This window comes from Lentibacillus halophilus (genome assembly GCF_039522485.1).
GTDB classification, from domain to species: domain Bacteria; phylum Bacillota; class Bacilli; order Bacillales; family Amphibacillaceae; genus Lentibacillus; species Lentibacillus halophilus.
The window spans coordinates 1-21,222 of the sequence record NZ_BAAADM010000005.1 but is presented as its reverse complement, the minus strand read 5'-3'; the positions used below and the strand labels follow the sequence as shown (position 1 = coordinate 21,222).

The window sequence follows — 21,222 nt, the reverse complement described above, 5'->3', positions numbered from 1 at the left end:
TTTTCGCGTTTCTCTCCAGCGTCAAAAGAGGTCAAATCCTTTAAACGGGTTTGGCTCTTTTTTTATTTGAAAGGGGAATATCGGAGTGGATAATACAAGCCTGATTATATGGTCTATAATAGGTGTCAACATTGTTTCATTTTTATTAATGGCAATTGATAAACGAAAGGCAAAAAAACATGCCTGGCGCATATCGGAGCGGACGTTTTGGATGATTTCGATTTTTGGTGGTGCGATCGGCACGTTTTTAGGAATGAAACAGTATCGTCATAAAACGAAACACTGGTCGTTCACCATTGGTATTCCTATGCTGATTATTCTGCAAGGAGCTTTTCTCCTCGCTGTGGCATTTCTGTCATAAAGGCTCGTCTATTGTCATATGGATATAGCGATGGTTGGAAAACAGAACAATATGTAGGAGGGAAGATATGGAGCCTTTTGGAAATTATTTGCTGGTATTTATTGAAAATGGCGGTCTGTTCGCACCGGTCTTATTTATCAGTTTTCATTTGTTGCGGCCGCTTTTTTTCTTGCCGGTTGTATTCATATGTATTTCAGGCGGCATTCTTTTTGGACCAGCAGCTGGAACACTGTATTCAGTTATAGGCATAACGCTGTCTAGCATGATGTTTTACGGACTTGTTCATCGGATGCCCCGAACCTTTGCAAAATTTAGCGGATTGAAACAGCGTCTCGTTGGCAGTCATGCCGCTTTTACGACGTCTCAAATTGCGATACTGCGGCTTGTTCCCTTTATCCATTTTCATTTATTGTCTTTGTGTCTTATTGAGATTTCGACAAACTTCCGTGACTATACCAAATCGTCACTTCTGACCAACATACCATTAGCATTTATTTATACCTCTGTCGGACAATGGATGTCACAATTGTCCCCTTTTCATACCCTCTTGTTTTTGTTCGCTCTCTTACCTTTTATCTATTTCCTGCGAAGAAAAGAAATGATTATTAAATGGGATGATTTTTTTCAAGTCAGCACATAAATGCACAATGCACATCCGTCCATACGGGTGTGCATGATTTTTTCACGCGGACAGAGACAACATGTTAAAATGAAGAAAAAGAGAAATGAGGAATATGCCATGGAATGGTCATCGTTATATGTTATGCAAAATCAATTGGATGAATATATTGCATCGCAGCACTACTTACAAAAAGAGGATTTGTTTCATAAAAAGTATCTCGCTCTGTTGACCGAATTAGGAGAATTGGCCAATGAGACACGTTGCTTCAAATTTTGGAGTACGAAATCAAGGAATGAACAGTCCATCATTTTAGAGGAATATGTTGATGGTATTCATTTCATCCTTTCATTAGGGCTGGAAAAAGGCTATCGAAATGAACCGGGTACGATTAACACCGAGTCTCCTAACGAACTCGAGCAATTTATCCGCGTTTATGATGCATGTAATGCTTTTTACCATCATCCATCCGAACAGCATTATCAGGAATTGTTTGGCGAGTATGTAAGGCTTGGGGAATTGCTTGGATTTGATGAACAGGCCATCATTGGTGCGTACCGGGAAAAAAATAATATTAATTATCAGCGTCAAGATGAGGGATACTAGTAGGGGCACTGCTTGTCATTGCCGCTGAAAGCGTTATAATGTAAGAGGATACTATGAGGAGGTTTGCATATGGCGAATTTAGATGAAACCAATACGATGCTGAAAGATTTGACCGATGCTAGAGGAATTCCAGGCAATGAAAAAGAACCAAGGGACGTGATGGAAACATATATTGCCCCGTATGCCGATGACATGTATACGGACAACCTTGGAAGTTTGGTTGCAAAGAAAACCGGAAAAATCGATGGACCGAAAATTATGGTGGCCGGTCATTTGGACGAAGTAGGTTTTATGGTGACCCGAATCGATGATAACGGATTTGTTTACTTCCAGACCGTTGGCGGCTGGTGGAGCCAGGTTATGCTCGCTCAGCGTGTCACCATCATGACTGCTAAAGGGGATGTTACGGGTCTTATTGGTTCTAAACCACCGCATGTTCTCTCCAGTGAAGAACGCAAAAAACCAGTTAAAATAGAGGACATGTTCATAGACATAGGTGCGGCGGACAAAGAGGAAGCGCAGGAATTTGGTGTACGGCCTGGTGACTCAATTGTCCCCTATTTTGAATTTACACAGATGATGAACGAGAAAATGCTGATGGCAAAAGCATGGGATAACCGGATTGGTTGTGCCATAGCGATTGAAGTGCTGAAACAGTTGCGAGAGGAAGATCATCCAAATACTGTTTATGGTGTCGGCACTATTCAGGAGGAAGTCGGTCTCCGCGGTGCACGCACATCCGCTCATGCCATTAAACCGGATATCGGCTTTGGCGTGGATGTCGGTATTGCAGGGGATATGCCTGGTGTTTCGGATAAGGAAGCGGATAGCAAACTTGGGAAAGGTCCGCAAATTATCATTTATGATGCATCGATGGTTCCGAGTAAGGGTGTCCGTGATTTGGTCGTTGATACAGCCGATGAAAAACACATACCATATCAGTACGCATCGTTAGCTCGTGGCGGTACGGATTCAGGATCCATTCATTTAACGGCAGATGGCGTCCCATCATTATCTATCACCATCGCGACCCGCTACATTCACTCGCATGCAGCGATTCTGCATCGTGATGATTTCGAAAATGCGGTGAAATTGGTAGTTGAGACCATTAAAAAGCTCGACAATGATAAGGTGAAGGAAATAAAACTGGGTTAAACAATATTCCGTTAGCATGTGACAATCACTAACTATTTCACATGCTAACGTTCTATCAGAACTTAAAAAAGGAGCTGGGACAAGAGACGTTTAGTTAAATAAAAACCCGAACTATTATTCGAAAAAAATTGAATAAGTTCGGATTTTTCGTTTAGCGTAGGAAAAACACGAAGACTCCTGCGGGATGAAAAGCCTAGATAAGACCCCACAGTGCGATAAGCACAAAGCAAAGCTTCCATGCGTAGGCTTCGACGAATAAGCTTGCAACGCGACGAGCACGAGGAGGCTTATCAGCGCCCGCGGCAAAGAAGACACTGTGAAAGCGACCAAAGGAAGCTTGAACAGATGTCGCGCTTGTGCCTGGCAAGGTGAAAGCGTAGTGTTTTTCCGGAGCGGTGACTACGTCTTAACTATATTGTTCGTGTTTAGAAGTGATTTGTTTAATTATGTCCCAGCCCCTTATGTGGAACTGGACTGCTTGACTCCCTGTTCCAGTGCCTCAATCATGTCCTGTCTATCCTGTTCGTCCGACTGTGTCCAAATTAATTCGAACAGCACGCCCAGACCGGGAAGCATTTTTTCTTCGCCTGCTTGAATGGCATCAACAATCGTTGCTTCCAGTTGTTCTTGATCATTGGTTGCAATATTGGATAAAATCGCTTTGCGTAAATTCAAATCCATATGAAACACCTCTTCTGAATGATAACGTTAGGGATAGTTTGACCTGTAAGGCTAGGAATATGTATGATAAGAGGGAAAAACGATCGCGTGGGATGAAGCATGATAGTGACATCACTGCAAAATGACAAAGTGAAACAATGGGTGAAACTGCATAAACGCAAAGGTCGGTCAAAAGCCGGCATGTTTCTTGCTGAAGGGTTTCATGTGGTGGAAGAAGCTTATGAAAACGGGTGGAATATAGTTGAAATCATTTTGCAGGAAGGGATTGACTGTCCGGGCTGGTGTCAATATTTACCGGTAACTTTCATCAGCAAAAGTGTGATGCAGCATGTTGCTCAGACAGAAACACCACAAGGCATTGCCGCCACTGTAACGATCAAAGAGTCGGAAAAAATCGATGGCGATACAGTGATCTTGCTGGACGGCTTGCAGGATCCCGGCAACGTGGGCACGATTATCCGGACAGCGGATGCTGCCGGTTTTGATAGTGTCGTGCTTGGAGAAGGTACTGTGGATTTGTATAATGATAAAGTCATCCGATCAACACAAGGGTCGCTGTTCCATTTACCGGTTGTACAGGCTGACCTGAAGGAAACCATTTCTTCGTTACAGCAGGAAGGATTTACGGTGTGGGCTGCCTCGGTTCAAAATGCCACGTCGTATGAACAACTGCCGACAACTTCGAAAACGGCGCTCATCGTCGGCAACGAGGGGGCTGGCATTCGTGAGGAGATCATTCGGATGAGTGATCAATCTGTCCGAATCCCAATCCGTGGAAAAGCGGAATCGTTGAATGTCAGCATTGCAGCCGGCGTGTTGATGTACTACATTAACAACTGATGCTTGCAAATTTAATGTAAACTATTTATAATTAAAGAGATTTCTTCGCATATGTTAGAAAGGCTTGGAAAGAGACGGGCTGTAAAACATTGCGCCAGCTAAAGGGAAAAGGTGTCACGGACTGAAAGCACCTTTGTGGGCATTTATAGTCATTTCACTCTGGAGCCGGCACTCGGACCGTTTAAAAAGTAAAGGTGCACCGGATGAGGAATCCGTTATCAAACAGAGCTGGACACTAAAGATGTGTGTCAATAAGGGTGGTACCGCGTTAATATAGCCTCGTCCCTTTTTTTATGGGACGGGGCTTTTTATATGGTCTGAGAAGGCTGGAAAGCAGGATAAGGAGGCATCGTGATGAAAGAACAATTAGAAGCAATTCGCCAGGAAGCACTCGATAACATCGAGGAAGCGTCTGATTTAAAGGCGCTTCAGGATATACGAGTGACTTATCTTGGAAAAAAGGGATCACTCACCAGTGTGTTGCGCGGCATGGGCAGTTTACCTGAAGAAGAAAGACCCGCCATAGGAGAAATGGCTAACGAAATTCGTAAAGCTATTACTGATGAAATTGCGAAAAAAATCGATGTGCTTGAACAAGAAGCTTTGGAGGAAAAACTGGAACAAGAAGCGATTGATGTGACATTGCCGGGCCGGCCGGTTCAGGTGGGCGGGGCCCATCTACTTACAGGTATCATCGAGGAAATAGAGGACTTGTTCATCGGTATGGGATTTGAAGTGCGGGAAGGTCCGGAAGTGGAAACCGATTACTTTAATTTTGAGGCCATGAATATGCCAAAAGGTCACCCGGCACGTGATATGCAAGATACGTTTTACCTAACCGATGAGTTGCTGCTACGTACACATACATCACCGGTACAGGCAAGAACGATGCAACAATATAGTGGATCGAAGGCCGTGAAAATGATTTGCCCGGGCAAAGTCTTCCGTCGGGATACAGATGATGCAACCCACTCCCATCAATTTACACAGATTGAAGGGCTTTATGTTGACGAACATGTCCGGATGAGTGATCTGAAAGGTGTTCTTAACGAATTTGCCAAACGTATATTTGGTGAAGATCGACGTATTCGTTTGCGGCCAAGTTTTTTCCCATTCACTGAACCATCGGTTGAAATGGATATTTCTTGTAAAGTATGCCAGGGAGATGGTTGTTCAGTCTGCAAGTACTCCGGATGGATTGAAATACTCGGAGCGGGAATGGTGCATCCGAACGTTCTGGAAAAGGCTGGTTATGATCCGGAAATCTATACTGGTTTTGCATTTGGCATGGGACCGGACCGTATCGCCATGCTGAAATATGGAATTGATGATATACGAAATTTTTATACCAATGACAAACGTTTTCTCACGCAATATCATTATGCAAAAGGAGGAACTTTATAGTGCTTGTGTCGGTAAACTGGTTGAATAATTATCTTGATACCGGTTCGGTAACTCCTGAAGAACTTGCCGATTTAGTAACCAGGACCGGTATCGAAGTGGACGGACTTCATAATATTGCCGATCATGCCAGCGATCTTGTTGTCGGCTATGTTGAGACATGCGAGCAGCATCCGAATGCTGATAAATTGCATCTTTGCCAGGTTGATATGGGGGATGAGAAACAGCAAATTATTTGCGGGGCACCGAATGTCAAGCAAGGACAAAAGGTGGCGGTCGCCAAACCGGGTTCCCGGCTTCCGGGCAATGTCAAAATAAAGAAAACAAAACTGCGCGGAGTGGAATCCAATGGCATGATTTGCTCTTTGCAGGAACTGGGCATTGCGGAAAAATATATTCCGAAAAATGCTGCGGATGGCATTTTTGTTTTTCCTGATGATACAGAAGTTGGAGCAGATGCCGGGAGACTTTTGAATCTGGATGACACCATTTTGGAATTCGATCTGACGCCAAACCGTGCCGATGCATTAAGCATGCTTGGCGTTGCGTATGAAGCCGCAGCGATATTAGATGTGCCATTAACCTTGCCAGACGAACAGATTCATCCGGACGCCAGGCAGACGACGACCGATTATATATCAGTCGATGTGGAGGCACCTGATTTAAATCCATACTACGGAGCATTTATCGTGAAAGATATCGATATAAAACCGTCGCCGCTATGGATGCGCAATGCTTTAATGGCAGCCGGAATCCGACCAATTAATAATGTCGTTGATATTACCAATTACGTGCTGCTGGAATATGGGCAGCCGCTCCATGCATTTGATTACGACCGTTTTGGCTCCACTAGCGTCGTCGTCCGCCGTGCGGGTGATGGTGAGCATATGGTCACACTGGATGGCGAAGACCGGGAGTTATCGAGTGATCATCTTGTTATTACAAATGGACAGGAGCCGGTTGCACTTGCCGGTGTTATGGGTGGTGCGGACACGGAGGTTAAGGAAGATACGACCACCATCCTGCTCGAAGCTGCCTATTTCGATCCACAGACTGTACGTACGGCTGTCAATGACACTGGATTGCGGAGTGACTCCAGTGTGCGTTTCGAAAAAGGGGTGGACCCCAATCGGGTGGAACGTGCTGGTTTCCGTGCATGCCACTTGTTTGAAAAATATGCGGGTGCAACGGTTCTGAGCGGATCTGCCGCTTTTGATGAACTTGATCGTTCCGAAAAGACGGTTAAAGTAAGTCAACAAGCGATCAATCATCGGCTTGGCACAGAAATAACATCAGCTGAAATGGAAACGATACTGAACAAGCTGCAATTTCCATTTGAGAAAACAGGCGATTGGTTTACGATAACCGTGCCGACACGGCGTGGGGATATTGCAATATTTGAGGATATGTTGGAAGAATTTGCTCGTATGTATGGGTATGATCATCTGCCTTATACATTGCCTGAAGGATCGTCGCAAGCAGGTGGATTAACTGCACGACAACAGCTGAAACGGGAGATAAGCGGCTATTTGCAGAGTGCCGGATTGATGGAAACGATCACGTATTCGTTGACGGATGAGTCTTCTGTGGGGCGGCTGATGAGTCCGGAATTGCGTGAGAAAGAGCCAGAACCTATAAAGCTTCCCATGCCAATGAGTGCGGATCATAATTATTTGCGCTTGACCATGCTTCCGGAACTGTTGAAATCATTAGCGTATAATCAGGCGCGAAATCAAATGGACATTCGTTATTTTGAAATGGGTAACGTGTTTGTTACGAGCGAACGAACACTTTCACAACTGCCGGAGGAAAATTTGCGGCTTGCAGGTGCCGTGACAGGCAAATGGGTGCATCATCCGTGGCAACATGAACAAAAGCAGGTGGATTTTTATCTTGTAAAAGGCATTATTGAAGGGTTGTTTGCCTATTTAAATATCCCGATTTCCCTTGAACAAACGCGCTTGCCTGAGATGCACCCGGGTCGCTGTGCTACCATTTTGACAGAAGGACGTGTGATCGGATTTCTGGGTGAGACACATCCGAATTTGGAGAAGGAAATGGATCTAAAAGAAACCTTTGTATTTGATCTTGATCTTGATCAAATAATTGAACGTTGCACGAATACAACTGGCTATCAACCGATTCCGAAATATCCATCGATTGCCAGAGATATTGCATTTATCGTTGATGAAGCTGTACAGGCTGGAGATATCAAGAAACAAATTGAAACAGAAGGCACACCGCTCGTTAAAAATGTTTATATTTTCGATGTGTATAGAGGGGATAACGTACCTGAGGGCAAGAAGTCTGTTGCGTTCAGTCTGTTCTATCAGGATCCGGAAAAAACATTGCAGGATGATGAAGTGGAAGAGTCCTATCAACAAATCATAGCATCCATTAATGAGACGTTTGATGCCTATGTGCGGACATGATCCGTGCATGATTTGTGTAGAAAGCAGTCACCTATTTGGTGGCTGCTTTTTGTGTATGGTATGAATGCAAAAATACATTTGCATTTCCTTGGTGGCAGTCTTTGTGTTACGATAAATGCGATCATTTTCGTTGATAGGGAGGGCCCTTGGTGACCCAGAATGATAAAACACGCGAAACTGTTGAAATATATAATCGCCATTATACCGTTATTGGTCATGAAAGCTCCAACCACGTCCGTTTAGTTGCGAGTCAGGTTGATTCGAAAATGCGTGACATTCATAACTCCAACCAGCAACTTACATCGACAGAGCTGGCCGTGCTTACAGCCGTGAACACGATGAGCGATTACATGAAGTTAAAAGAAGAATATGCTTCACTATTAGGGTCAATAAACAAGAAAGAGGATAACCGGCATGGTTGATTTCATTCTCATTGCTTTATTAGTATTTGGATTTTTTATGGGCTTGAAACGAGGATTCATCCTTCAGGCATTTCATCTAATAGGATTTATCGCTGCGTTTATTCTTGCCGCTCTTTACTATGATAAACTGGCACCGAAACTGACGTTGTTCATACCATACCCGGATTTGGAAAACGGCGGTGAATGGGCAGATTTCCTTCAATCTGTGCCACTTGAAGGTACGTTTTATAATGCCATTGCGTTTGCTGTTATCTTTTTTGCAACAAAAATGCTTTTGCAAATCGTTGCCTCCATGCTTGATTTTGTAGCGGAACTGCCGATACTGCATGCCGTTAATCGTTGGTTAGGTGCTGTGCTTGGATTTGCAGAAATTTATCTGCTGATCTTTATTGTTTTATACATATTAGCATTGGCACCTGTTCAGCAGATCCAGACTTGGATCAATGATTCGTCTGTTGCACTGATTATCCTGGAAAACACACCGATTTTATCTGAACAAATAAAATCGATGTGGTTCATGCATATGGACGATCTGATGAACATGTAGCTGTGAACTGGTAGCCATAGTGCAACAAGAACGTGATAAAAAGGGGAGAGCCATGACGGTTAATAAAAAAGATGTTATTAAGCTGCTCGAAAGAATAGCTCTTTATTTGGAACTGAAAGGGGACAACCCGTATAAAATTTCAGCATATCAGAAAGCTGCACAGGCACTTGAACGCGATGATCGATCTATTGCAGATATCGATGACGTCACCAAAATTAAAGGAATTGGTAAAGGAACAGGCGCTGTTATAGCAGCCTATATTGAAAATGGGACATCCGAAACATTAACGGAATTGGAAAAAGAAATTCCGGAAGGGCTATTGCCACTATTGAACGTTCCCGGTTTGGGCGGCAAAAAATTGTCAAAAATCTATCATAAACTCGAGGTGACCGATGCAGACTCACTTAAACAAGCTTGTGAAAACGGGCAAATAGAGTCCCTTGAAGGGTTCGGCAAAAAATCAGCTGAAAAAATAATAGCTGCACTGGATGAAGTCAATAAACGTCCAGAACGACTGCCCATTGCTTATATGCTGCCACTTGCTGAACGTGTAGAACAATATCTGGATACCATACATGACATAAGCGACTATTCGCGTGCAGGAAGTTTACGACGTTTTCGGGAAACAGTGCGGGATATCGACTTTATCATTGCTTCCGAACACCCTGCATCTGTCCGTGATCAACTTCTGGAACTGGATCGGATAAAAGAAGTGATAGCCAACGGAGAAACAAAGGTATCGCTCGTTCTTGCCGATGCCTATGATGTCAACGTGGATTTTCGGATTGTTGCCCCTGAGGAATTTGCAACGACGCTTCATCACTTTACTGGATCCAAAGACCATAATGTCGCTATGAGACAACTCGCCAAATCGAATGGAGAAAAGATTAATGAATATGGTGTTGAATCCGAAGAAAGCGGGGACGTAGTGACTTTTGTCAGTGAGGAGCAATTGTTCCGTCATTTGGGATTGCATTATATTCCGCCTGAATTACGGGAAAATACGGGTGAGGTGGAGTCTTTCCATGAATCTGTATCGTTGCTTGAACAGCGTGATATCCTTGGCGATTTGCATATGCATACCACATGGAGTGATGGTGGTCAATCAATTGAAGAAATGGTGAACCGTGCCCGCAATAAGCAATATCACCATATCGCGATCACCGATCATTCCAAGTTTCTTCGTGTGGCCAACGGCTTAAATGAAACAAGGCTTCGCAGACAACGGGAAGAAATAAATAGACTGAACGATAAATATGATGATATCCATATCTTTGCAGGAGTCGAAATGGATATATTGCCTGATGGATCGCTGGATTTTGATGACGCTTTTTTACAGGAGATGGATTTTGTCATTGGTGCCATTCATTCAAGCTTCCAGCAGTCTCAAGATGAGATTATGAACAGGTTGTTTGCTGCATTGGAAAATCCCAATGTATCACTTATCGCCCATCCGACTGGAAGACTTATCGGTCGGCGTCAAGGTTATCATGTTGACATCGACCGACTTATAGAGCGAGCGGCTGAGACAGGTACAGCTCTGGAAATCAATGCCAACCCAAATCGTCTCGATCTTTCGAGTCAATGGACTCGTCGCGCGCAAGAAGCTGGTACTAAGATTGCTATCAATACCGACGCCCATGATTATGATATGCTGGATCACATGACATACGGTGTAAGTACAGCCCGAAAAGGGTGGCTGAATAAGGAAACGGTTTTGAACACATGGTCCGTGGAAAAGCTAAAGGCGTTCATGAATCGTGATGGTCGGTGATTTAGCACAAGGGTTTTCTTTCAATCCTGCAAATTGGATTACGTGCAAAAGGGGATCGTTCTGATGAATGAACAAATATTGGAAACGTTAGAATTTAATAAAATACGGGATCTGTTGAAAAGCCAAGCCGCAACATCCAGAGGAAAAGAACGTGCAGCTAGTTTGCAACCATCAGTTGATATTGAAAAGGTCAATCAATTGCAGGCAGAGACGGATGAAGCACGTCATATTCTTCGACTTAACATGGATATACCGTTGGGTGGTGTTACCGACATTCGCGCAAGCGTTAATCGAAGTGTTATAGGCGGGACACTGACAGCCGAGGAGTGTCTTGATGTTTCTCAAACTCTTTATGCTGTCCGGCGGCTGAAGACGTTTTTTAATCAGTTAAACATTTCTTTACCGATATTGAACGATCTCAGCGAACAGCTTATCACCATACGTCAACTAGAAACCACCATAAACAGCTGCATTGATGACAACGGCCATATTATGGACAGTGCATCCGTCAAACTTCGTGGGATACGCTCATCCATCCGCAGCAATGAAAGCAGGGTCCGCGACAAACTCGATCATTACACAAAATCAAAAAGCAAGATGCTGTCTGATGCCATTATTACTATCCGCAACGACCGGTATGTCCTGCCGGTGAAACAGGAATACCGTGGATCGGTAGGTGGAATTGTGCATGATCAGTCTACATCCGGGGCTACCTTGTTTATGGAGCCGCAAGCAGTTGTTGATCTTAATAACCAGCTGCAAGAATCCAGGGCGAACGAGAAACAGGAAATGGACCGAATCCTTCATGAATTAAGCAATGATATAGCTGACCATGAAACATCTCTTATGGAAAATGTGCGTTTGCTTGCCGATATTGATTTTATCGCCGCACGGGGGAAATGGAGCCGGGATATGCATGCTGCTATGCCGGTGATGAATGATGATGGATGGATTAACATGAAACAAGTCCGCCATCCGCTTATCCCGCGGGAGGATGTTGTGCCGAATGATGTAGAACTTGGCCGGGAGTACACATCGATTGTTATCACGGGTCCAAATACGGGTGGTAAAACAGTGGCACTGAAAACGATTGGTCTGTGTACCCTCATGGCACAGTCTGGCCTTCAAATCCCAGCAGATGATGGTTGTGAAATGGCTGTTTTCACGGATGTCTTCGCTGATATAGGGGATGAACAGTCAATTGAACAAAATTTAAGCACGTTTTCCTCCCATATGAACAACATTGTATCCATTTTGGGGCAAATGGGTTCGAATGCATTGGTGCTGTTTGACGAACTTGGTGCCGGAACAGATCCACAGGAAGGTGCTGCCTTGGCTATGTCCATACTCGATGAAGTCATAGAACGTGGTGCGCGGGTTGTGGCAACGACACATTATCCGGAACTGAAAGCATATGGATTTAATCGTGACAACGCCATTAATGCTTCTGTGGAATTCGATGTGGAATCATTCAAGCCAACTTATCGTTTACTTATTGGCCTGCCGGGACGTAGCAATGCGTTTGATATTTCTGCCAAACTTGGTCTGAATGCATCGATAATCGAGGAAGCAAAAAATAAAATCGGAACCGATTCCCGGAATGTTGAGAATATGATTGCTTCTCTTGAAGAATCGCATCACCAAGCGGAAGCGGCTTATGAAGAAGCTCAAAACGTTCTTGAAGAAAGTGAACAGCTGCATGATGAACTGAAAAAAGCATGGAAACAATTTGAAAATCAGCGAGAAACCCTTTATAAAAAAGCAGAAGAAAAAGCTGAAAAGGCATTGACAAATGCGCGTGAAGAAGCAGAAACCATTGTTAATGAAATACGGAATATGAAAACAGAGGCAGAGTTGAAAGACCATGAATGGATTGAAGCAAAGAAAATGTTGGAAGAAGCAAAGCCTGATTTGTCATCCAAATCATCGCAAACCGTAAACAAACGGTCTGAACCGAATCGCGAACTTCATCCAGGCGATGATGTGATGCTTCTGTCAGCCAATCAGCAAGGAACAATTATCGAAAAAGTTAATGCAAAAGAGTATTACGTTCAAGTTGGTATGATGAAAATAAAAGTAAAAAGAAACGACTTGCAATTTATACAGAAACAGCCAACGGTGCAGGAAAAGCCGGTGACAGCAGTCAAAGGCTTCGGTCATCACGTAAAAACAGAGCTCGATTTACGTGGGGAACGCTACGAAGATGCAGTAAAAAAGTTGGAAAAATATATTGATGACGCACTGCTGGCCGGTTATACATCCGTTTCCATCATCCACGGTAAAGGAACCGGTGCGCTCCGGAAAGCAGTTAATGATGCTGCCGCTGGACACTCGCGTATTGCCTCCGCAAGGCCTGGAAAAGCTGGTGAAGGCGGGAACGGCGTCACCGTTTTACAATTGACGTAGAGCATCGGTCGATCGTTACAACCGAAAATCTTTTGTCAACAGCTGTGCGATGAAGCACAGCTGTTATTTTCATAATATAATTAAGGGGGGAGCAACGTGTTTCTTGATAAATTGGCAAAATACTTGATGGTAGTTGCTGTTGTATTCTTTCTGATTGGAATCATCTATTTGTTGTAATTTTTAATAGCTTTTTTTCGTAAAAAAATTCAAAAATAATAAAAATTCCGGTATAATGGGAGTATGCAGGATTAAAGGAGGTATAGGATGGCAGGGATAAAACGCTGGCACACCCATTATCCGGATGAGATTCCTTTGTCAATGTCGTATGATGAGAAGCCATTGCATACGTTCCTGGAATTATCTGCAGAAATATTCCCAAAAAGGAAAGCGCTTCACTTTATGGGGAAGGAAATGTCTTATGCAGATGTTTTGAGTGAGGTTAAACACATGGCAGGTTATCTTCAATCCATTGGTCTTCAAAAGGGAGACCGGGTCGCTATTATGTTGCCGAATTGTCCTCAGTCGGTTATCAGTTATTACGCAGTATTGATGGCTGGTGGCATCGTTGTGCAGACCAACCCTTTGTATAAGGAACGGGAACTCAGTTATCAGTTAAACGATTCTGGTGCTTTGTTCATCGTTTGTTTGGATGTGCTTTTTCCCGTGGTTGCCAAAGTACGCCGGAATACGGCTTTAGAACATGTTATAGTAACCGGTATCAAGGATTACTTGCCATTACCGAAGAACCTTATTTATCCTTTTATTCAACGAAAAGAGTATAAACAAATTGTAGACGTAGAACCATCAGGTGATACACACGACTGGAAGACGATGAGAAACAACAGTCATAACTATTTTACACAGGTTACCGTTGACCCAAATGATGATCTGGCCCTTCTGCAGTATACGGGTGGTACAACCGGGCGTCCTAAAGGCGTGATGCTTACTCATTTTAATTTAGTGGCGAATGGTCAAATGTGTCGTCTATGGTTTCATCATGCCACACCGGGTGAAGAGACAGTTATGGGGGTTTTACCGTTTTTCCATGTTTATGGAATGACAGCTGTTATGAATATGTCCATTATGTATGGTTACAAGATGATTCTCATGCCTAAATTTGATCCCGGCGAAGTATTGAAAACCATTCACAAACAAAAGCCCACTATGTTCCCGGGAGCGCCGACGATTTATATCGGACTGCTGCACCATCCCGATTTAAACAAGTATGACCTATCATCCATTGATGCATGCATAAGTGGTTCTGCCCCCTTGCCGAGTGACGTTCAGAGCCGTTTTGAACACGTAACAAACGGTAAGCTTGTGGAAGGGTATGGTTTGACCGAAACGTCACCGGTCACACATGCCAATTTTGTTTGGCATAAACGTATAACCGGCAGCATTGGCGTTCCCTGGCCTGATACCGATGCCAAAATCATGGATGTGTCATCTGGAAACGAAGCGGCTATTGGCGACATGGGAGAACTAGCTGTGAAAGGACCACAAGTGATGCATGGTTATTGGAATAATCAGGAGGAAACAGATCGTGTGATGAAAGATGGTTGGTTTTACACCGGCGATATGGGATATATGGACCAGAATGGTTTTTTCTACATTGCCGATCGTAAAAAAGATATCATCATCGCTGGCGGTTTTAATATTTATCCGAGGGAAGTGGAAGAAGTTCTTTATGAGCATGAATCGGTGCAGGAAGCTGTTGTAGCGGGGATACCGGATTCTTATCGTGGAGAAACAGTAAAAGCATATATCGTCTTAAAATCCGGAAGTGACGATGTGAACGAAGGTGCTTTGGATAGATTTTGCCGGGACCGGCTTGCCTCGTTTAAAGTGCCGCGAGTGTATGAGTTTCGCAGTGAGCTGCCGAAAACAGCAGTGGGAAAAATATTACGCCGAAAATTGGTGGAGGAAGATGAAAAACATGTTAATACGAGCACTCATGGTTGATACGTCTATTATTTGGAAAAGTGTGTCATTGACAACAATTGGTACTGGCTGTAAACTGATGGCATGAATGATTATTCATTCATGTACGGAATGATGTTGAGGGGATAGCCATGAAGAAACAAAGGTTAAAGTATAAACAGATTATCGAAGCAGCAGTGGAAGTCATAGCTGAAAATGGCTACCATGCGTCACAGGTTTCCAAAATTGCCAAAAAGGCCGGAGTAGCTGACGGAACCATTTATCTTTACTTCAAAAATAAAGAAGACATTCTTATATCTGTTTTCGAGGAAAAAATGGGACAGTTTATTGAACAGATTGCCAGCAGCATCCGCCATCAAAACAGAGCCGATGACAAACTGGAAACATTGATTGATAAGCATTTCCGTCAGCTTGCGGCCGATCATAACCTGGCTATCGTCACACAGTTGGAATTGCGCCAGTCGAATTCCGAAATCCGTCAAAAAATTAATCAGGTTTTAAAGCCTTATTTGGTCGTTATGGATGATATCATTACAGAAGGAATGGAGCAGAGGGTCTTTCGAGATGAATTGAATATCCCGCTTGTACGACAGATGATATTTGGTACTCTGGATGAAATTGTGACAAATTGGGTCATGAAAGAGCAAAAGTATAACCTCGTTGACCAGGTGCCACTTGTGCATGGATTCATCACGAACGGCCTTTCCGCCCAACAGGAGAGAGGAGGAGCAAATTGACGAAAATCGGTTATGATGTCAATAATCATATTGCGACACTGTCAATTGAAAGTCCGCCCGCTAATGCATTATCTGTTAATCTATTGAACTATATTAATGACACGCTTGATGAAATAGAAAATGATAACACTTTGAAAGTTGTTGTGATGAAAGGGGAAGGCAAATTTTTTTCAGCTGGTGCTGATATTAACGAATTCACTTCCTTGCAGGACTCGTCTGACTATAAGTCTCTGTCAGAAAAAGGACAGAAACTTTTTGACAGAATTGAGCATTTTCCGATTCCGGTCATTGCTGCGATTCATGGTGCCGCGTTAGGCGGTGGACTTGAACTGGCCATGGCATGCCATATTCGTATTGGTGCCGTCAATGCCAAGCTAGGACTTCCCGAAACAACACTCGGCATTATACCCGGTTTTGCCGGAACTCAACGCTTACCTCGTTTTGTCGGAACAGCAAAGGCGTATGAAATGATTTTAACCGGCCAGCCGATCACCGGAGAAGAGGCTGAAGCCAAAGGACTTCTGAACCAAGCTGTTGACGAGGAGTCTGTTTTGGATACGGCACATAATCTTGCCGAAACCATTGCAGCGAAAAGCAGGGTTTCGATAACATCCGTTATGGAATTGATTCCATATGCCAAAACGGAAACATTTCAACAAGGCCTCCAGAAAGAAGCGGCATCGTTTGCGGCTATTTTCGGCTCTGAGGATGCACAGGAAGGCATGCGGGCTTTTCTTGAAAAACGTAAACCGGATTTCAAAGATAAATAGTATCTACCGGCGTATTGATCCATATAATAGACTGGTACAATAAGCAAAGGAGGATGACATATGAACATTTATGTATTACTGAAACGAACATTTGATACTGAAGAAAAAATTTCAATATCGGATGGTCAAATTGAGGATGAGGGTGCTGAATACATTATTAATCCGTATGACGAATACGCTGTTGAAGAAGCGATTAACCAGCGTGATGCACACGGCGGGGAAGTAACCGTTGTCACTGTTGGTGACGAGGAATCGGAAAAACAGTTGCGGACAGCTTTGGCAATGGGGGCCGATCAAGCTGTTTTGATTAATACGGAAGATGACTTGGAAGATGGGGATTCGTTTACAACAGCTAAGATTCTTGACGCTTATTTTGGAGATAAGGAAGCCGATCTGATTCTAGCTGGGAACGTAGCGATTGATGAAGCAAGCGGTCAAGTTGGACCAAGGCTTGCTGAAAGACTGGGGATAAACGCTATTACCACCATCACGGCTTTGGAAATTGATGGAGAAACAGCAAACATAGATAAAGACGTGGAAGGCGATGTCGAAAAGGTTGAAACAAGCTTGCCTTTGTTGGTCACATGTCAGCAAGGATTGAATGATCCGAGATATCCATCGTTGCCTGGTATTATGAAAGCGAAGAAAAAACCACTGGAAGAGTTGGAACTTGATGATTTGGATCTTGATGAAAATGATGTTGAAGCCAAAACGGAAACGACGACTGTTTTCCTTCCGCCTGAAAAAGAAGCTGGTCGTATACTGGAAGGAGACGTTGATGAACAGGTTAAGGAACTGGTCTCTTTGCTGAAAGATGATAAAAAAGTACTGTAATCTTTGTATCAGAAAGGAGAAAAAGGATGGGCAATAAATCACTTGTGATAGGCGAAGCAAAAGCTGGCGCATTGCGTAATGTAACATTGGAAGCTATCGCTGCTGCTAAACAAATGGACGAGGACGCGGAAATAGTGGGCATGCTGTGTGGCGAGAGCGGTATCGGCGACCAGGCGCAGGAAATGATTTATCACGGCGCCGATCGTGTTGTAACGGTCGAGCATAACAATTTGCAAACTTATACACCGGAAGGATACGGTCAGGCGATCATGGCTGTGGCGGACGAAGAATCTCCTGATGCTATTGTAATGGGACATACAGCTATCGGCAAGGACATAACACCTAAAATAGCCAGTAAACTGGATTCAGGTTTAATTTCCGATGCTATTGGTATTGAACACGAAGACGGTGAAACGGTGTTCACCCGACCAATTTATTCTGGAAAAGCATTTGAAAAAAAGGTGATCAGAAGTGGAAGGACGTTTGTGACCATACGACCGAACAATATTAAACCTCTCGAACGTGATTCATCACAGTCAGGAACCGTGTCAACCAAAGATGTGGATGTAAAAGATATCCACACAGTGATTAAAGATGTTATCCGTAAAGGTTCGGAAGGTGTTGATTTATCGGAAGCCAATGTCATTGTTGCCGGTGGACGCGGTGTCAAAAGTGAAGAAGGATTTAAGCCGTTGTATGACCTGGCAGACGCTCTCGGTGGGGCAGTGGGCGCTTCCCGTGGTGCATGTGATGCCGAATACTGCGACTATTCATTGCAAATTGGACAGACCGGCAAAGTTGTCACACCTGACCTGTATATTGCTGTTGGCGTGTCCGGAGCGATCCAGCATCTTGCGGGTATGTCAAATTCAAAAGTCATTGTAGCCATAAATAAGGATGCGGAATCAAATATTTTTAACGTAGCTGATTATGGTATTGTCGGAGACCTGTTTGAGATTATTCCAACCTTGACAGAAGAAGTAAAGAAAATAAAATCATAACTGAAAAACCCGTGATTAACGTAGATGAATCCCGGCCAATCAACGAATACATTGCATAAGCATAGTGTTAGCGAGCACATACTAATGATGATATACTGAGCATAGTTTGATGAAAGAGGAGGGAAATGAAAATGGCAATTGAACATGTCACTGATCAAAGTTTCACTCAGCAGGTTTCCGAGGGGTTAGTGTTGGCCGATTTCTGGGCACCCTGGTGCGGACCTTGTAAAATGATTGCACCGGTATTGGAGGAAATTGACGGTGAAATGGAAGATAAAGTACAAATTGTAAAACTTGATGTGGATGAAAATCAAGAGACTGCTGGTAACTATGGTGTAATGAGCATCCCAACACTGCTATTATTCAAAGACGGTGAGGTTGTCGATCAGGTTGTCGGTTTCCAATCCAAGGAATCACTGGTTGAACTGATTAACAAACATGCAGCCTGACTTCATAACCCAATAACAATGTTTATCCAATCCCTTGTTACACAATGTGACAAGGGATTCTCTATCGAAGGGAAATTTGGTTCGGGGGATGAAATTGAGCATGAATCAGCAAATTAATGAAAAACTAGCCGTTCTTCCATCACAGCCTGGATGCTATTTAATGAAAGACAAGCACGATACTGTGATTTATGTTGGCAAGTCCAAAAAACTAAAAAACAGGGTCCGGTCGTATTTCACTGGGGCGAATGATAAAAAGACGCAGCGGCTCGTACTACAAATTTCAGACTTTGAGTATATTGTTACCACATCAGAGATAGAAGCGCTTATTTTAGAAATGAATCTGATTAAAAAGTATGATCCGAAGTATAATGTTTTGTTAAAAGATGACAAATCCTACCCGTATTTGAAAATAACGTCTGAACGTCATCCGAGACTGCTGATCACGCGCAATGTTAAAAAAGATAAAGGCAAATATTTCGGACCTTATCCGAATGTGCTGGCAGCTAAGGAAACGAAGCGGCTACTTGATAAATTATATCCACTGCGCAAATGCAACAACCCCCGGGGACGTGTCTGCTTGTATTACCATATGGGTCAGTGCTTGGCGTGCAGCACAGAACCTGCATCGAAGGAAACATATAAGGAAATCATTCAAAACATAACGTCCTTCCTGCAGGGAGGGCACAAAACCATTAAGAAAGATTTAACGGACAAAATGCATGAAGCGAGTGAGACACTTAACTTCGAGCGGGCAAAAGAACTTCGCGACATGATTCAGCATATTGAATCCGTGATGGAACAGCAGCGGATGACCATGAATGATCAAACCGATCGTGACATGTTCGGTTACAGTTATGACAAAGGTTGGATGTGTGTTCAAGTTTTTTTTGTTCGTCAAGGTAAATTGATGGAGCGGGATGTCTCGGTATTTCCGTTTTTTGATGACCCGGAGGAAACGTTTTTAAGCTATGTCGGTCGATTTTATTTACATCAGCACCATTTGAAACCAAAAGAAATTCTTGTGCCGATTGGATCGGAGACGACATTGTTGAAAGATCTTCTGGACGTCCAAGTGTACACACCATTCCGAGGCCAAAAAAAACAGCTGGTTGATTTAGCTGTTAAAAACGCTTCTATCGCTCTTGAGGAGAAATTCTCTCTGATTGAACGGGATGAAGAAAGGACAATCCAAGCAGTGGAAAAGTTGGGCGATGTGCTCCACATCGAAGTTCCGCACCGGATTGAAGCATTTGATAATTCAAACATCCAGGGAGCGGATCCAGTTTCAGCCATGGTTGTTTTTACAGATGGCCGTCCCGATAAAAAGGAATACCGGAAATATAAAATTCGCAACGTCGATGGACCGGATGATTATGAAACCATGCGGGAAGTGATTCGGCGTCGTTATAAACGTGTGTTGAAAGAGGAACACCCGCTTCCGGATTTAATTATCGTTGACGGAGGCAAGGGGCAGATGAGTGCTGCTTTGGATGTTCTGGAGAATGAACTTGGTCTGGATATCCCGTTGTGTGGTCTTTCCAAAGATGAAAAGCATAAAACAAGTGAGTTATTGTATGGCACACCGCCAGTGACAATTAATTTGCAGCGGAAATCTCAAGAATTCCATCTCGTTCAGCGTATTCAAGATGAGGTTCATCGTTTTGCTATTTCCTTTCACAGACAGCTGCGCGGAAAAAGCATGTTCCGATCAGAATTGGATAAAATACCTGGAGTCGGTGAAAAACGGAGACAGCTTCTGCTGCAGCATTTCACATCTGTTAATGATATACGAAAGGCCGCCATTGGAGATATAACGAAATTGGGTATCCCACACAATGTAGCGGAGACGATACTGGCTCAATTAAGCGATGAAAAAAGTGCCGAATGATGTTCCGCCGTTTTGTTGAAACGGCGGAACAGGAATTTCTCCAGATTTCCCCTGAATGTCACTTATTATTTTCAATCCGTGAAAATGGTTGTAAATTCTATCTGATGGATTTTTTTATGGATTTCCTCCCGGCATTCACACGGTCTTTGTTTAATGAGGCTAACACATTCGCTCAGGAATCCTGCTTCTAGACGGAACTCCGTGTCCAATGACGAATGCAACCGGTGAACGACAGAATCAGCCATCAGGTGAAACGTAAGTTCCTTCTTTGTTTCCTTTATCAGTTCTAAAAGACCGGTGAAAAACTATATTTTCTATCCATCGAAGATGTAATCAAAGACACGAATTTTTCTCGGAT

Annotated in this window: 20 protein-coding genes; 18 read left to right on the top strand and 2 right to left on the bottom strand. The window is 43.5% G+C overall.

Annotated elements, in window-relative coordinates:
* Positions 1 to 85: 85 nt before the first annotated feature.
* The 4 genes from ABDZ72_RS00980 to ABDZ72_RS00965 all read left to right on the top strand — a co-directional run bounded on the left by ABDZ72_RS00980 (position 86) and on the right by ABDZ72_RS00965 (position 2,741).
* The gene (locus ABDZ72_RS00980) at positions 86 to 361 is read left to right on the top strand and encodes a DUF1294 domain-containing protein (RefSeq protein WP_343750578.1); all 276 of its coding nucleotides are present in this window, start codon (positions 86 to 88) and stop codon (positions 359 to 361) included.
* 67 nt (positions 362 to 428) lie between these two features.
* Positions 429 to 1,001, top strand: a complete 573-nt coding sequence (locus ABDZ72_RS00975; RefSeq protein ID WP_343750577.1) for a TVP38/TMEM64 family protein — start codon at positions 429 to 431, stop codon at positions 999 to 1,001.
* A 99-nt stretch (positions 1,002 to 1,100) separates the two neighbouring features.
* The gene (locus tag ABDZ72_RS00970; protein ID WP_343750575.1) at positions 1,101 to 1,586 is read left to right on the top strand and encodes a dUTP diphosphatase; all 486 of its coding nucleotides are present in this window, start codon (positions 1,101 to 1,103) and stop codon (positions 1,584 to 1,586) included.
* A 69-nt stretch (positions 1,587 to 1,655) separates the two neighbouring features.
* Positions 1,656 to 2,741, top strand: a complete 1,086-nt coding sequence (locus ABDZ72_RS00965; RefSeq protein ID WP_343750573.1) for a M42 family metallopeptidase — start codon at positions 1,656 to 1,658, stop codon at positions 2,739 to 2,741.
* Positions 2,742 to 3,200: 459 nt separating this feature from the next.
* On the opposite strand, the gene sspI is transcribed toward ABDZ72_RS00965, so the two are convergent.
* Positions 3,201 to 3,422 carry a small acid-soluble spore protein SspI gene (gene sspI, locus ABDZ72_RS00960; RefSeq protein WP_343750571.1) on the bottom strand — a complete coding sequence of 74 codons (222 nt, stop codon included), beginning with the start codon at positions 3,420 to 3,422 and terminating at the stop codon, positions 3,201 to 3,203.
* A gap of 102 nt (positions 3,423 to 3,524) precedes the next feature.
* Between sspI and ABDZ72_RS00955 the strand changes: the two genes are divergently transcribed.
* The 14 genes from ABDZ72_RS00955 to uvrC all read left to right on the top strand — a co-directional run bounded on the left by ABDZ72_RS00955 (position 3,525) and on the right by uvrC (position 20,864).
* Positions 3,525 to 4,262, top strand: coding sequence for a TrmH family RNA methyltransferase (locus ABDZ72_RS00955; RefSeq protein WP_425542324.1), 738 nt, complete (start codon positions 3,525 to 3,527; stop codon positions 4,260 to 4,262).
* A 354-nt stretch (positions 4,263 to 4,616) separates the two neighbouring features.
* Positions 4,617 to 5,666, top strand: coding sequence for a phenylalanine--tRNA ligase subunit alpha (gene pheS, locus ABDZ72_RS00950; RefSeq protein WP_343750569.1), 1,050 nt, complete (start codon positions 4,617 to 4,619; stop codon positions 5,664 to 5,666).
* The gene (gene pheT / locus ABDZ72_RS00945; RefSeq protein WP_343750567.1) at positions 5,666 to 8,095 is read left to right on the top strand and encodes a phenylalanine--tRNA ligase subunit beta; all 2,430 of its coding nucleotides are present in this window, start codon (positions 5,666 to 5,668) and stop codon (positions 8,093 to 8,095) included. Before pheS ends, pheT begins: the two co-directional genes overlap by 1 nt.
* A gap of 149 nt (positions 8,096 to 8,244) precedes the next feature.
* Positions 8,245 to 8,517 (top strand): cell division protein ZapA, encoded by a 273-nt coding sequence (zapA, locus tag ABDZ72_RS00940; protein ID WP_343750566.1) that lies wholly within the window; start codon positions 8,245 to 8,247, stop codon positions 8,515 to 8,517.
* Entirely contained in the window at positions 8,510 to 9,064 is a 555-nt protein-coding gene (locus ABDZ72_RS00935) for a CvpA family protein (protein WP_343750565.1), read from the top strand. Before zapA ends, ABDZ72_RS00935 begins: the two co-directional genes overlap by 8 nt.
* A gap of 52 nt (positions 9,065 to 9,116) precedes the next feature.
* Complete coding sequence (polX, locus tag ABDZ72_RS00930; protein WP_343750564.1) at positions 9,117 to 10,838, top strand: DNA polymerase/3'-5' exonuclease PolX; 1,722 nt, start codon at positions 9,117 to 9,119, stop codon at positions 10,836 to 10,838.
* A 63-nt stretch (positions 10,839 to 10,901) separates the two neighbouring features.
* The gene (locus ABDZ72_RS00925) at positions 10,902 to 13,244 is read left to right on the top strand and encodes an endonuclease MutS2 (protein ID WP_343750563.1); all 2,343 of its coding nucleotides are present in this window, start codon (positions 10,902 to 10,904) and stop codon (positions 13,242 to 13,244) included.
* Between the two features lie 264 nt (positions 13,245 to 13,508).
* Entirely contained in the window at positions 13,509 to 15,206 is a 1,698-nt protein-coding gene (locus ABDZ72_RS00920; RefSeq protein ID WP_343750562.1) for an AMP-binding protein, read from the top strand.
* A 110-nt stretch (positions 15,207 to 15,316) separates the two neighbouring features.
* Complete coding sequence (fadR, locus tag ABDZ72_RS00915) at positions 15,317 to 15,922, top strand: fatty acid metabolism transcriptional regulator FadR (protein ID WP_343750561.1); 606 nt, start codon at positions 15,317 to 15,319, stop codon at positions 15,920 to 15,922.
* Entirely contained in the window at positions 15,919 to 16,692 is a 774-nt protein-coding gene (locus tag ABDZ72_RS00910) for an enoyl-CoA hydratase (RefSeq protein ID WP_343750559.1), read from the top strand. Before fadR ends, ABDZ72_RS00910 begins: the two co-directional genes overlap by 4 nt.
* Before the next feature lie 60 nt (positions 16,693 to 16,752).
* Positions 16,753 to 17,526, top strand: a complete 774-nt coding sequence (locus ABDZ72_RS00905) for an electron transfer flavoprotein subunit beta/FixA family protein (RefSeq protein ID WP_343750557.1) — start codon at positions 16,753 to 16,755, stop codon at positions 17,524 to 17,526.
* Between the two features lie 26 nt (positions 17,527 to 17,552).
* Positions 17,553 to 18,527, top strand: coding sequence for an electron transfer flavoprotein subunit alpha/FixB family protein (locus ABDZ72_RS00900; RefSeq protein WP_343750555.1), 975 nt, complete (start codon positions 17,553 to 17,555; stop codon positions 18,525 to 18,527).
* A gap of 131 nt (positions 18,528 to 18,658) precedes the next feature.
* Positions 18,659 to 18,976 (top strand): thioredoxin, encoded by a 318-nt coding sequence (gene trxA, locus ABDZ72_RS00895; RefSeq protein WP_343750554.1) that lies wholly within the window; start codon positions 18,659 to 18,661, stop codon positions 18,974 to 18,976.
* Positions 18,977 to 19,076: 100 nt separating this feature from the next.
* Complete coding sequence (gene uvrC / locus ABDZ72_RS00890) at positions 19,077 to 20,864, top strand: excinuclease ABC subunit UvrC (RefSeq protein WP_343750552.1); 1,788 nt, start codon at positions 19,077 to 19,079, stop codon at positions 20,862 to 20,864.
* Between the two features lie 71 nt (positions 20,865 to 20,935).
* On the opposite strand, the gene ABDZ72_RS14355 is transcribed toward uvrC, so the two are convergent.
* Positions 20,936 to 21,148: a DUF2507 domain-containing protein gene (locus ABDZ72_RS14355; RefSeq protein WP_425542323.1), complete on the bottom strand. Its 213-nt coding sequence runs from the start codon at positions 21,146 to 21,148 to the stop codon at positions 20,936 to 20,938.
* Positions 21,149 to 21,222: the final 74 nt, after the last annotated feature.